The organism is Rhizobium sp. C4 (assembly GCF_021026315.1).
Classification (GTDB): domain Bacteria; phylum Pseudomonadota; class Alphaproteobacteria; order Rhizobiales; family Rhizobiaceae; genus Ensifer_A.
Window position 1 is genome coordinate 1 of the sequence record NZ_JAJNCX010000031.1, and the last position, 13510, is coordinate 13510.

General features: G+C 55.0%; 14 protein-coding genes. All 14 read right to left on the bottom strand.

The features are described from left to right. Positions 1 to 519, bottom strand: a 519-nt coding sequence (locus LQK84_RS24555; protein ID WP_230831427.1) for a transposase, incomplete at its 3' end; no start/stop codon positions are given. Between the two features lie 227 nt (positions 520 to 746). Next, a complete protein-coding gene (locus tag LQK84_RS24560) occupies positions 747 to 1292 on the bottom strand; it encodes a GNAT family N-acetyltransferase (RefSeq protein ID WP_230831428.1) in 546 nt (181 codons plus the stop codon). Then, positions 1289 to 2581: a DegT/DnrJ/EryC1/StrS family aminotransferase gene (locus LQK84_RS24565; RefSeq protein ID WP_230831429.1), complete on the bottom strand. Its 1293-nt coding sequence runs from the start codon at positions 2579 to 2581 to the stop codon at positions 1289 to 1291. The genes LQK84_RS24560 and LQK84_RS24565 overlap by 4 nt, the downstream gene beginning before the upstream one ends. 3 nt (positions 2582 to 2584) lie before the next feature. Then, on the bottom strand, positions 2585 to 3640 hold the full coding sequence (locus LQK84_RS24570) for a hypothetical protein (protein ID WP_230831430.1): 1056 nt from the start codon (positions 3638 to 3640) through the stop codon (positions 2585 to 2587). Continuing rightward, positions 3637 to 4629, bottom strand: coding sequence for a Gfo/Idh/MocA family protein (locus LQK84_RS24575; protein WP_230831431.1), 993 nt, complete (start codon positions 4627 to 4629; stop codon positions 3637 to 3639). The genes LQK84_RS24570 and LQK84_RS24575 overlap by 4 nt, the downstream gene beginning before the upstream one ends. After that, positions 4626 to 5162 carry a serine O-acetyltransferase gene (locus tag LQK84_RS24580; protein ID WP_230831432.1) on the bottom strand — a complete coding sequence of 179 codons (537 nt, stop codon included), beginning with the start codon at positions 5160 to 5162 and terminating at the stop codon, positions 4626 to 4628. Before LQK84_RS24580 ends, LQK84_RS24575 begins: the two co-directional genes overlap by 4 nt. A 48-nt stretch (positions 5163 to 5210) precedes the next feature. Continuing rightward, positions 5211 to 6347: an NAD-dependent epimerase/dehydratase family protein gene (locus tag LQK84_RS24585; protein ID WP_230831433.1), complete on the bottom strand. Its 1137-nt coding sequence runs from the start codon at positions 6345 to 6347 to the stop codon at positions 5211 to 5213. 73 nt (positions 6348 to 6420) lie between these two features. Continuing rightward, positions 6421 to 7428, bottom strand: coding sequence for a glycosyltransferase family protein (locus LQK84_RS24590; RefSeq protein ID WP_230831434.1), 1008 nt, complete (start codon positions 7426 to 7428; stop codon positions 6421 to 6423). A gap of 5 nt (positions 7429 to 7433) precedes the next feature. Beyond that, positions 7434 to 8483 (bottom strand): pseudaminic acid synthase, encoded by a 1050-nt coding sequence (gene pseI, locus LQK84_RS24595; RefSeq protein WP_230831435.1) that lies wholly within the window; start codon positions 8481 to 8483, stop codon positions 7434 to 7436. Continuing rightward, a complete protein-coding gene (locus tag LQK84_RS24600; protein ID WP_230831436.1) occupies positions 8476 to 9189 on the bottom strand; it encodes a formyltransferase family protein in 714 nt (237 codons plus the stop codon). The genes pseI and LQK84_RS24600 overlap by 8 nt, the downstream gene beginning before the upstream one ends. Then, the gene (gene pseG / locus LQK84_RS24605; RefSeq protein WP_230831437.1) at positions 9182 to 10303 is read right to left on the bottom strand and encodes a UDP-2,4-diacetamido-2,4,6-trideoxy-beta-L-altropyranose hydrolase; all 1122 of its coding nucleotides are present in this window, start codon (positions 10301 to 10303) and stop codon (positions 9182 to 9184) included. Before pseG ends, LQK84_RS24600 begins: the two co-directional genes overlap by 8 nt. Before the next feature lie 2 nt (positions 10304 to 10305). After that, positions 10306 to 11004, bottom strand: a complete 699-nt coding sequence (pseF, locus tag LQK84_RS24610) for a pseudaminic acid cytidylyltransferase (RefSeq protein ID WP_230831438.1) — start codon at positions 11002 to 11004, stop codon at positions 10306 to 10308. A 4-nt stretch (positions 11005 to 11008) separates the two neighbouring features. Beyond that, on the bottom strand, positions 11009 to 12160 hold the full coding sequence (pseC, locus tag LQK84_RS24615; RefSeq protein WP_230831440.1) for a UDP-4-amino-4,6-dideoxy-N-acetyl-beta-L-altrosamine transaminase: 1152 nt from the start codon (positions 12158 to 12160) through the stop codon (positions 11009 to 11011). Positions 12161 to 12162: 2 nt separating this feature from the next. Then, positions 12163 to 13161, bottom strand: coding sequence for a UDP-N-acetylglucosamine 4,6-dehydratase (inverting) (gene pseB, locus LQK84_RS24620; protein WP_230831439.1), 999 nt, complete (start codon positions 13159 to 13161; stop codon positions 12163 to 12165). Between the last annotated feature and the right edge of the window lie 349 nt (positions 13162 to 13510).

Genomic DNA, 13510 nt, shown 5'->3' on the forward strand with positions numbered 1-13510 from the left:
AATACGACCGCCGCGCCGGACCTTCAGATAGGTCGCATCGATCCACAGGTAGGGCCATTCCCCTTCGATGGGCCGGTCGAGGAAGGCCTTCACCTTCTCGTCGATCTCTTCGCATAGACGGGATACCTGGCTCTTGGAGATGCCAGACATGCCCATGGCCTTGACCAGGTCATCAACCGAGCGGGTTGAAACGCCCTGAATATAAGCCTCCTGTATGACTGCCGTCAGAGCCTTCTCGGCCATGCGGCGCGGTTCGAGGAAACTCGGGAAATAGCTGCCTGTGCGAAGCTTGGGAATGCGAAGTTCGACGGTGCCCGCCCGTGTCTCCCAATCCCGGTCGCGATAACCGTTACGCTGGGCCAGTCGGAAGCCATTCTTCTCTCCGTAGCCCGCACCTGTCTTCGCGCTCACCTCCAGCGCCATCAGCTTCTCGGCAGCAAAACCGATCATCTCGCGCAGTAAATCGGCATCAGCGCTCTTCTTAACAAGTGAGCGCAGGTTCATCATGTCGTCCGTCATCGGTGGTGTCCTTCAGGTTGGTCTTAAGCAACCCGACCCTACCGGAAATCACCGATGGCTATGAAATCCTGCTACACCACACGACGGGACCCGATCCGGTTGGTACAAGCGGAGGGGGCAACGTCACTCCAGCGCTGGTCGTGTTCATCGCCCTGCACGCCCGCAATTTGGTTCACCCGGGTGAATTGCTGTGATTGACTGTGATCAATTTGGGTCGGGCAATCGTGTCAGACTGGGGCAATTGCCCATTTTCCTGGCTTTGAAAAATACAAAATGCTGGTTGGGTGGCCTTCAACCAGGAAATGATCGGGGCGAAAGCCGTCTTCGGACATTCCGCATGCGCGCATCACTTGGACCATGGCAGTATTCGCCGCAAGGCATCCGCCAGTAACTTTACGCAGATCATCGCGCGCGCAAAGATGGTTCAGCGCTGCCGCCCAAGCGTGTCGCCCATACCCCTTGCCCCGAGCATGTGCCGGGCCGATCATAATGCCGATGTCGGCAATCTTGTTATGTAAATCAATCGTTGCAGTGATGTTTCCAATATGCTGCCCGTCATCGCTGGTTTCGATCGCCCACAATAGGTTTGGCCCAGAGGAAAAACTCGACACGAAGGCGCGGCAACTGTCCATGCTGTGCTGGCGGTGGCGTTGTTCTGAAAAGCGCACTACATTGGGATCATTCAGCCAACAGACATAGGTCTCCGTCAGATGGCGCGGGCCGAAGGGATGCAGAACCAGCGGGCCTGCCGGTAATTTGGGCGCGATGCTCATGCCAGGTGGGTGCGCTGGTCCCAGACCTTTTCAAATGCGTGCACCACATCGTCAATATCAGCATCAGTCATCGACGGCACGATGAATTCATGCGTGATGAGACGGTTGAAGTGCAAATCTTCGACGACGGGGCAAAGGCCACGGCTATAGTTCTGCCATGACGACTTCAGCGGATCATACTGCCCGCCAATCGACACGCGGTTTGCAAATACAGGTAAAAGGTAAATGGGCTTTACATAACCAGCGCCCAGTTTCACACCCTCTTTCTCGCGCAACTCGAAACTGGGCAACTCGGCCCTGACGGCATTGACGAAGGCGTTGCGATCAACCCCCAACTGGGTGTTCCACAGACATGCGTGCTGGTAATAGGCATGCACCGCGCCACCACGCACCTTTGGCACTGCCAACGCGTCAAACCCCGCCATCTTTTTTTCGAAATAGGCGACACGATCCCAGCGTGCCTGCAGAAGGCCGTCGAGTTTTTGCAGTTGGCTGTCGGCAATTGCGGCCTCGATCTCGGTCATGCGGAAGTTATGGCCGATCATATTGGTCAGATTGGTCACGCCGGTCTGAGCGGTGACATTTTCCGCGTGGTTGCGGATCAGCGAAAGGCGATGTGCCAAATCATCATCATTGGTCAGCAATATACCGCCTTCGCCCGAATGGATATGTTTGTGATAATTAAGCGAAAACACGCCAATATCGCCCAAGAGGCCCGCATATTCTTGCCCCATCATTGCACCTGGTGCTTGGGCGGCATCTTCGATAATTTTCAACCCGTGCTTTTTGGCCAAGGCGCGAATTTTCTGCACATCAAACGGTAAGCCGAACAGGTCGACAACCAGTATAGCCTTGGTGCGCGGGGTTATAGCCGCTGCGATTGATTCTGGGTCAATACAGAAGGTTTCGGGTTCGACATCTGCAAAAATGGGGGTTGCGCCATAGAACAGGGGTGCCACTGCAGAGGCAGACATAGAATAGGCTGTAACAATCACTTCATCACCGGGCACCACACCGATTGCGCCCATGGCCGCAATCAGGCCAGAGGTGTTTGAGTTCATCGCCAAAGCATGTTTGGCACCAAAGCGCTCTGCCCAGCGCGCCTCGCATTCGCGCACCTGTGCGCCGCCCATGAAATTTTCGTGATAGGCACCAAGGTAATTCGACAGGATCCCACTATCCATCACCTTCATCACCGCTGCCTTTTCTTCAGCGCCAACTGTAACATGGGCGGGGAAAAGGGTCTCGCGCACTTTGGGACCGCCATGGATTGCAAGTGTATTTCGCATTTGTCACTCTGCTTTTTGTTGATCTAGGGATCGTTTCGATCTTTTGGCCAGATCGCGCGAAATGTCGAGAACATTCTGTGCGGCATTTTGGTGAAGGGCAAGGTCAGGCAATGGCGCGTGCGGCCGCCTGTTCAACCATTCTGCAACTGCCCTGATGCCTCCCTGTTTTGTCGTGTGGAACATGATCCCCTTGCGCCGTGATAAGGTGCGCAATCCGTCAATAGACAGGCCTGGTTGGAGGGAGAGTGTTGGGCGGCCCAACAGCCACGCCTCGTACAGCAAGATAGAGGTCATGCCTACAACATGGCTGGCAGAGTGCAATGTGCTGCGAACGTCTTCTGGCGCGACAACAACAATTTTTGGTGCACCGGGGATTTCTGTAGTCAACGACGCAAAACGCGCGCGCACTGCTTCGCGGACTTCTCTCGGGTGAGGGGCCACTTTCACGGTCAGAGGGCCCGCGTTATTATCAGCCTGCGCGAGACCCTGAACCAATATGCGCGCCACTTCGTTTTCGTCATAACCGCGGCCCCGCGCCCCGCCATCGATGGCCGCTGGTTCCGAGGCGAAAAAGATATGGGGGGGAGTGGTATTCGGCAAAGGCGTGCCGAAAATGTCCGCCTCGCCCGCCAATTTTGCAATACCGGGATGGCCTGTGACCATAAGAATTGCTGGGTCAACCCCTTCTGCAATGGCTTCTTGCATCGCCAGATCGTCCATCACGGCATAGACATCGGGCACTAGGGATGCGATGCGGGCGGCGTAGTTCGACCAGTTGTCCAGTAAATGCAGCACTGGCCGCCCCGCTGCGCGTGCATGGTGGGCGATCTGGGTGGCAAGGGTGTCATGCACCGACGTGGCATATAATACGACATCTGCGACTTTTGCCTGCGCTGCGGCCTTGGCTGGATTAAGCCAGTGCCAGTGCGCCGCCCCTTCGGTGCGAAAGGTGCCATGATCCAAGGCGCATACAGTCATGCCTTTGGTCGCAGCCAAACGCGCCACGGGCAATAGCGCCCGCGCCCCGCCCACATCACCTGCAGCAAACAAAAATTTCATCTGTTGGCCGTCAATGCCATATTCACCGCCTCCAACAGCGCTTGCGAAAACCAGGCAGTTTCTAGGGATGAAATAGGGGGAGCGCTGTCATCGACAAGCGTGCAAAGCATGCGAAATGTCGCCTCTTGCATGGCCCGTTCGCCCGGTTCCAGGCCCGCGACAGGGTTCGGTGTACCAAGGCGGAAAAAGCCCGGGTAATCTGGGTTGGGCTCTGCTGCTTCCCAAGTCAGGGTTTGCCCGCCGCGGTTGAGGGACAACCGACCCCGCGAATCGGTGATGTCAAATTCGATCAGATGATAGCCCAAGGATTGACCCGTCACTGTTACTGGATATCCGCAAAGGGATAGCCCAAACTGGGGGTTCTCCGGATCGAGGGCGCGGATAAAATCAAGCGGTGGAATCGATGTTGCACCTGTTACAGCCCCCAAAAGGTCCAGCATATGTACACCGTTCACCGCAAGGCCCCGCGAATAGCGCAGCGTCAGTTCTATCTCCGCGGGGCGGTTTGGGCTTTGTGCCAGATGCTGCTGCATAAAGGCCAGCTGCGGCAAACTGCGTCGCAGAAAGTTCACGCACGTTCGGGGCGGGTTTGACATTTGCCCGATCCTTGCGCGCAGATCATTGTAAGTGGCGAGGTCTAGCGTGACAGGTTTCTCGATCCAAAGTCTGGGCACCTGCGCATCCAGGCAGGCCGCAATATGGGCCGCATGATATTGGCTGGGGGATGCTATGGCAACGATATCTAAGTCTTCAGCAAAGAAATCGGTAAGAGTTTCATGCACGGCGACGGGGCCTGGCCCATTATAGCCATTTTGAAAGGCCAATCTGGCGCCGGCCACAGGATCGAACACCGAAACAAGTTGAGTCTGTGGGTGGCGATGAAAACACGAAGCCAAGGTGACACAGGCCGATTGGCCATCCCAGCCGCCGCCGTCATATTGCCATGCAATGCGCCCGGCACCAATTAATCCTGCCCGCAGCGGTTTCATGTCTGCTTTACTTCTGCTGGCACGCCTATGGCAGTTGCCCCCGCAGGCACATCGCGTGTGACCAAGGAATTGGCCGCGACCGTCGCGCCATCGCCCACTGTCACAGGGCCCAGCACAACGGCGCCCGCGCCGATTACCACCCCATTGCCGATTATGGGCCTTGTGGCACGGTCAAAAGCGCCATCAAAGGCCCGCGCGCCAAGCGTTACGTTTTGAAAAACAATGACATTTTCGCCGATCTTGGACGACCCCAGAACAATGCCGCCGGGGTGGGGCAAAACAAAGCCCGGCCCGATGATGCACCCCTTCGGCACCTCGACACGAAAACCAAAAAGAATAAGAAACCGTATCACTGCGCCTATTGGTGACAATCTGTTTGTCTCTGCCGCCGCCGCCAAACGGATCATGGCCACTGGCAGGGTGCGCGGATGCAGCAACATGCGCCACAAGGCCATGCCTTCTGGCGCCAAACTAAGACGCAAGAAATGGTCATAATCAGACCTAAGCAGTTCTCGCATGGGATGGTGTGGCATCGTGCTGATCACCCAATCTGGCCCTTAGACCCCGCATATCGAAACATATCAACCCTGCAACGCCGCAAGTTCGCGGCTGGCCTTTTCTGATCGGTCTTCTTCAATGGGCTGGGTCAATGCCCAATCGACGGTTTCGGACAGACCTTGGCGCAAAGGCACCTCGGGAACAAAGCCAAAGGTGTCGCGCATACGGGTAATGTCTGCCCAATTGTGCCGAATATCACCTGGGCGAAAACGGCCCGAGATTTTGGATTTACCAGAGGTTTTCAGCTTTTCTTCCAATAGGGCAACAAGCTGTGAAACACTGGTCGCGACGCCGTATCCTACGTTGAACACCGATGGGGCATCTGGAGCAAGGGTGGCGGCAGCGCGAAATGCCCGTGCGACATCTTCGACATAGACAAAATCGCGGCTTTCTTTGCCATCTTCGAATATGTCGATGGTGCCGCCCTGACGAAGGATATTCGTAAAGATGGACATGATCCCCGTATAGGGGTTTCGCAAAGACTGGCCAGGGCCATATACATTTTGCAACCGCAACGCCACATAACGCACCCCTGACGCTTGGCAAGCGATCTGGCACATATGTTCTTGCGCCAGTTTTGATGCGGCATACAGAGACAAAGGGTTGGCTGGGTCGCTTTCCTTTGTGGCAACGGCCAGCAAAGGTTGGCCAGCCCTTTCAAAATCAAATCGGCCAGCGGCCATGTCAGATTTGTCACGCGCGCATGGATAGTGGCGCTGTGCCAAGGGGTTGCTTGCCTGATTTGCTTCGACATATGCGCCTTCGCCGTAGATCGACCGCGACGACGCCAACAACAGAACGCGTGGCCGGCCATCAGGGGATTTAACAATTTCCTCCAACAAAATTGCCGTGCCCTGTACATTGGTGCGGTAATATCTCTCGATTTCATACATCGACTGGCCGGTGCCCGTTTCAGCGGCAAGGTGATAGACCACCTCGATACCCTGCAAAGCATCGGCCAAAACACCCGGTTCGCATATGTCTTCACGAATGTGGCGTACATTCGCCAGATTGGTGATTTCGCTGTAGCCGGGATTCGGGCCGTGAACCTGTTCTGTAAGATTATCCACAAGAACCAACTCGTGGCTGCTTTCTGCCAAAAGCTGCCGTGTCAAAGTCCGGCCGATAAAGCCAAGACCGCCTGTGATCAGGATTCGCATATCTTTCATCCTTTGTTTCGCCGCCCGCTTTGCACAGCGATGGTTCTTGTCGCAACCATGGGCGTGCTGGCCGTCAAATGGGTATTCCAACAGGTGCTAGGCCCACCAAGTCAAATATCTGGCGCAAAAACCGATCTTGGGACAGGGTTTCATATTGTTCAGCGGCCAGTGGCCCCGAATGGCGATTTAACGCCTCGGTCATCGATGCCTCGACTGCGTTTCTGTCCAGAAATACCACGCGGTCACGCAGCGCAGGATCAATCAAATCAGCCGCGTGCTGGTTGGTTGTCAGCAAAACAGCGCCTTGGGCCAAAGCCTCGAACGTGCGCATGGTCAGGCCGCTTTGATTGGCGTGATGGACGTCAACAACAACTTTCGCCTTGCGAATATGCGCGATGATGTCGGAAAGGGCGAAAGAGTCGCTGCTGATTTGGTTAAACAGTGCAAGGGCGCGTTTGTCGTTCCAATGGCGCAGGGCGTATAACAACCGAGAATGATAGAACAGCTGAGAAACTGTGCGCCAATTTCGATGCAAAGAGATCTCTTTCATCCGGCTGATCAAAGCTGCCCGATCAGTATGCGCTGTGCCGCAAAAGTAAAAGTCAATGGGGCGATCTTTATGCGGCAGAACCCCCTCGGGGTTGATGTATTCGCAATACAGGGGAATGTAAGTATAGCCTTTGATCGCACAATCTTGTGGGTCAAAACTGCCAACTGCGTCCATCAACGGATCAAACTCCGCAACGTTTGGCCGATTTCGCAGACTATCCCAAGTATAGCGGCTGATGCGCAACCCAGATTCGCGCAACAATTGGATATCTTCGGTTGAAACAACTTCGGCAAACACCAGCAAAACATGGGTAAACCCACCGCATATAATTCGATTTAACTGCGCTTCAACGTGGCGGCGCGCAAGTTTGCGAACCAGACGCTTTGTCGCAAAGCGCATCACAAGTTTGGACAGCACATCGTTGGCAGGGCGTTCGTCGAAAAACTGCGCTTCGACGCCGCGTTTGGTCATGGCAATCGCCATGCGCTCAAAATACCCAAAGGTTGAAAGACTGATAATGGCAACCTTCACGTGACTTACCCTATCACATCCCAAGACAAAGCCGTGCCGCGTTTCAGCGATTTTCGCGCAACTTTGCCCAAAACCTTGTCAATCGCTGCGGGTGGCAGACCAAAGCCAGGTCTGATGGACCTAACATTGGCGCGGGAAAATGTTTCGCCGGCTGCGATATCCTGTATGACATACAGGGAACGGCGGAACGTCAGGCTGCCAAGTTCGGCGCCCTTAATATCGTAATGAACGCGGCCAAGGGATAACCAGGCATTCTTGCAATCAAGGCAAAGATTGGTGAATTCGGTCGGCTCCAGGCTGAAGGCAGAATCGGGGCCGCCGTCCGCTCGGGCCAAAGTGAAATGCTTTTCAATGACGCATCCACCCAGCGCAATCGCCGCAACCGAAGTGGCCGAGCCATGGGTATGGTCTGACAATCCGACCACCACATCGAATGCAGCGCCCAGATGCGGCACCGTCGCCAAATTCGAATCTTCTGAAGGAGCAGGATAAGATGAAATGCAATGCAGCAAGATAAGTTCGGTGCAGCCATTGTCGCGCGCCGTTTTAACCGCTGCCTCGATTTCCCCCAAATTGGCAAGGCCCGTCGAAATCAGCATGGGCTTACCCTTGCGGGCGACGTAGGCGATCAATTCTAGATCGACCGCTTCGAAAGAGGCAATCTTAAAGGCAGGTGCGCCAAGTTCGTCCAGAAGATCGGCGGCAGTCTCGTCAAAAGGGGTGGAAAAGATTGTGACGCCGCATTCGGCGGCCTTTGAAAAAATCGCGGCGTGCCATTCGTAAGGGGTGTGCGCCTCGCGATACAAATCATACAGGGTACGCTGATCCCACAGCCCGCCCGTGATGCGGAAATCTGGACTGTCTGAATCAATCGTCAGGGTGTCGGGCGTGTAGGTTTGCAGCTTTATCGCATCGCATCCCGTTTTGGCGGCAGCCTCGACCATTTTCAGCGCACGCTCAAGCGACCCATTATGGTTCCCCGAAAGTTCGCAGATGACATAGGGCGGGTGATCTGGGCCGATTTTTCGGCCTGCGATGGTGACGGTTTTAGTCATGCTCGTTCCTGTCTGAAAGCCTGGGCGATGGTCCCATATCTTCGATTTTCAAGATATAGCGATGCCCGCGATGATCGAAATACGCGGGATATCTATCGTTGTCGACCACGCGCAAAAGATCAAACTGTGCCGCAAGGCTGATCTGCGGGTCTATCGCGCTGTCAGGTGGCCTTCTGCGCCTATACCAGGTTGGCTCACCCTGCTGCGGCTTTGGCACGGGTGCTGTCGGCGCGTTGGCGACTGCAATGCACAGATCTTCGATTGCCTGCGCCAAAAGGTCCCGCAGCTGCGTGTTCAATTCGTGGCCAGACAGGCGTATGCGGGTCTGCGCCACGATATCACCCGCATCCACCTCGCCGACCATCGAAATCATGGTGACGGGAATTTCATTTGCGCCTTCCAGAATCTGCCAGACCAAGGGCGAAAAACCCCTCCCCTTGGGCAAATTGCTGGCGTGTACCACATAATTCCATGTGTTTCGCGACAATACTTCTGCAGGGGTAATCCGCATGCAGCTAAGATAAAAGGCGATATCCCCTTTGGGAATATCGGCATAGTCGCGGTAGACCATGGCGGAATGACCTGCATCATTCAGGCGGCGCGCCAAGCGCGCAGCGTGGTCATCATACCAGCCTGGGGTGTCTACGACGACGGCGACCTTAGATGGAAAGGCCCAAGCGGTTGTGTTTTTAGGCATATCAGTCATGGCGCGCGCGATCCAAAGTTACCGTATTCAGATCGGTCATTAATGCAACGACCCTGCTGGTGCCATGCCCATCAACCAGTTTTCCGGCACGCCTAGCCATGTCAAAACGCAGGTTGGTGTCATCGACCAAACGCTTGACGGCATCGGCCAAGCCCACCAAATCGCCGGCATTGTACCACATTGCAGCACCAGACTGGACTAAAGCCTTTGCAAGGGACAGCTGGTTTTCGGCCAAGACCAAAATGATCGATGGCAGCGCCAGCGCGCATCTTTCCCAAGAGGTTGAACCAGCCGCGCCGATGGCAAGATCGGCCTCTACCATCAATCTGGCGATTTCGGTTGTGTCTACGACAATCTGACAAGGGAAGGGCATGGTTGTAGCCTGTGCCTGCACCGAGGATAAGTGGGGGGCTTGCCCGCCCATGACAACGCTCACGCGCCAACCCCGTGGCAGGTGTGCGGCAGCAAGGGCCGATAGAACCTGCCCCGTTGCATTGTCGACGTCCACGCCCCCCAATGAAACAAGAATTGTCTTAACCGTTTCGCACCGTTGCGTTTTCTCCAATGCCGCTGGGCGTGCTGTCGCGAACTCGGGGCGCAGTAGTGCATAGTCTGTTCCCGCCAGCACGGTGCAAGTATCTGGCAAAAGACCTGCGGCATAATGATTTGCAAGAACGCCTAGGTTTTGGTTCAGCAGCACATCACAATTATGGGCGCGGTGGGTATAGTCGTCGATCACCAAGAGTCTGCCACCATAGGGGCGCATTTGGGTTTCCCATGGTTGCCCAAGGCCATAGTGATCAACAATGATCCAGTTCGGCCGCCAACCGCTTAGCGCGTCGAGTGTTTCTTGCGCATCGTCTACATCGGCCCCAGATAGAAATGCGCCGCTGCTATTGGCTGTGTCTGCCTGCGGCGGTACAGACAGAACGGCAACCTCGAACCCCAAAGCGCGAATTTTGTCGATCATATTTCCGGCACCCGCCCGGCAAACAAACCGGCATTCCGCGCCCTCAGCGGCAAGCGCACGCGCCAAAGTGAGGCAACGCATGACATGCCCCGATGCTACTGCCAACGAGGCATCGACCCGGAACATCGCGCGCAGCGGCGGCATTTCTATTGATGTTCCATTTCGCCAAGAAGGCGGAACATCATCTCGGCCCGCGTCCAGTCTTCTGGCGTATCGATATCCTGGGCCCGATGGCGTGGAATGATGACGGGCGTGGCACCTAGCCCAATAATGGTGCGGCCTGACAGCCATGCCTCGGTGCGGCCCCAATAAAATTGGCCAACATCATGAAAGCCCTCTATCAGGTCCTGGCTGCGGGTTAGCGCATGTTCGGGCGAAAACATCTGCATGCGACCATTTTCGGTAAGGTGTACCGCCCGCTGAATCGGAAACGGAAAACTGGTCACTGGAAAGGCATAGTCTGCGCCAGTTTCCAAAAGCAATTTGGCACCGAGTTTTAGATCATCGACGCGGATGAAGGGGGCCGTCGCATAGATGCAGCATGTCGTATTGGGGCTTCCCCAATTTTGTGAGACCCAAGTGATGGCATGGGCAATGACCGGCACGGTGGGGGTGTGATCATCGGCTAATGCGCCGGGGCGCATGAATGGCACCTCGGCCCCCAAAGCGCGCGCAATTTCGGCAACTTCCTGGTCATCGGTGCTGACAACGATGTGATCAAACAGCCCCGATGCATGCGCGGCGCTAATCGACCACGCGATCATGGGTTTTCCCGCGAATTCTTTAACGTTCTTGCGGGGTATACGCTTTGATCCACCACGGGCAGGAATGACAGCCAATTTCATAGGTTTATACGCCCACGTGTTTCTTTACTGCATCGACGACCGCCTGCAGCTGGGCGTCTGTAATATGCGAGAAAAGCGGTATCGAAATTGACCGCGCATAATAATCTTCTGCCATCGGAAAATCGCCCTTGGTGAACCCTTTAGCAAGGTAATAGGGCTGCAAATGCACGGGTATATAATGCAGGTTCACTCCAATTCCATCTGCGCGCAAGGCGTCAAATACCGCGCGGTGCCGCGATGCATCAGCAAGCTGTATCACATAAAGGTGCCACGAAGAGGCCGTCATTGGGGCCTGATACGGCAGGCGCAGCGCCAGATCGGCCAGCGCTTGGTCATAACTTCGGGCACGGTCTGCGCGGGCCGAAACAAACTCATCCAGCCGCGACATCTGGCTGATGCCAAGCGCCGCCTGCAATTCGGTCATGCGATAGTTATAACCAAGATCAACCTGCTGGTAATACCATGCGCCATCGCTTTCATGGGTCATTTCGTGCTGTTCACGGGTTATGCCGTGGCTGCGCAAAATCTGCATCCGGCGTGCCAAGACGGGATCATTGGTTGTGGCCATTCCTCCCTCGGCTGTGCTGATAATCTTGACAGGGTGAAAGCTGAAAACAGTTATATCGGCATAGCGCCCATCGCCCATGTAGTTTCCATCATAGCGGGCACCGATGCCGTGCGACGCGTCTTCCAGAATGAAAAAGCCAAAGCGATCGGCAAGCACGCGAATGGCCTTCAGGTCGGCAGACTGGCCGCACAAAGCGACGGGAACGACCACCTTGGGCAATGTGCCCGCCACCTTTGCGGCGATCAGTTTGGCCTCCAGCGCCACTGGGTCGATGTTAAAAGTCTTTGGATCGATATCGACAAAATCAACGCTCGCGCCACAGTATAGGGCGCAATTGGCCGAGGCGACGAAAGTGATGGGCGATGTCCACAGCCGATCGCCGGGGCCAAGCCCCAAGGCGAGGCAGGCGATATGCAGGGCAGATGTTGCGCTGTTCACTGCCACCGCATGCGCCGCACCCACTTTTTGTGCCACAGCCGATTCGAACGCGGGAACTTGCGGCCCTTGTGTCAGAAAATCGGATTTAAGCACCGCGACAACCGCCGCTATGTCGTCTTGATTGATATCATGGTGGCCATAGGGAATCATTTTTAGATTTTCCCGATCTTTGCTTCGTTTGCCGCGATCCAAGCTGCAAGATCGGCTTCGCTCATCCATTCGGGGTTTTTGTCAGATGAATAGATGAACCCATCTGAAACGAGGCGACCACCTTTGATTCGTTCTTCGCTCATGCTCCAATCGTTTATGTTGGGCAGAATCTTATAGTGATCTGCATATTCATAAGTGAACGGGCCATCTTCAATGCCGATCATCTGTTCGTGCAATTTTTCGCCGGGGCGTATCCCCACAATCCGATGGGTGGCATTGGGTGCGAGCGCGCGCGCAACATCCGTGACGCGCATTGACGGTATCTTTTTGACGTAAATTTCACCGCCGATCATGTCTTTCAAGGCATGCCACACCAATTCGACACCTTGCTCCAGTGAAATCATAAACCGTGTCATATCAGGATGGGTAATGGGCAATTCGCCCGTTTCCTTGATTGAAATGAAATACGGAATGACCGATCCCCGCGAACCCATGACATTACCGTATCTAACCACGGAAAAGCGCGTCTGGTGTTCGCCAGAGTAGGCGTTCCCTGCGACGAAAAGCTTGTCAGAGGCCAGTTTGGTGGCTCCATACAGGTTGATCGGGCTGGATGCCTTGTCGGTTGACAGGGCAACGACACGCTTGACGCGTTTGTCGATACAGGCATCGATCAAGTTCATCGCACCGTTGATGTTCGTCTTGATACATTCGAATGGGTTATATTCCGCCGTGGGCACAATTTTGGTTGCAGCAGCATGTACCACATAATCCACCCCGTCCAAGGCCCGGTAAAGCCTGTCGCGATCACGGACATCACCGATGAAAAACCGCACGCGATTATCGTCTTTGAAGTACTTGGCCATTTCCCACTGCTTCATCTCATCGCGGGAAAAGATGATGATCTTCTTCGGATTGAAACGGCTTAGAGTCATGGGGACGAAGGTATTCCCAAACGAGCCGGTTCCACCTGTCACAAGAATTGTCTGTCCTTCTAGCATTTAGGCCTCATTCTGTTGAACGTGAAAAATGCGAAGGCATTTGCTTTGCATTGTGTGGCGATCGAATTTGCAGAACATAAACGCTCTCTGGTATCGAAGTTCTTGGGTCAGGGCTTTAACGTTGTTTGAGCGTGGTTTCAAGATTGATTGTAAGCGGGCAGCAGCCCCCACGTAGCTGCGCAGCAGGATATGGCTCATTTTCCTCATGAATCATGTGGAGAGTCCTATTGACCTGCCACTGAGAATTTCCTCCAAAATTGATTAGAGTTCGGCCCATTGAGGACGGACTTATGAAGAAGCAGAGATTTACAGAAGAGCAGATTATTGGGGTGCTGCGCGAGCAGGAGGC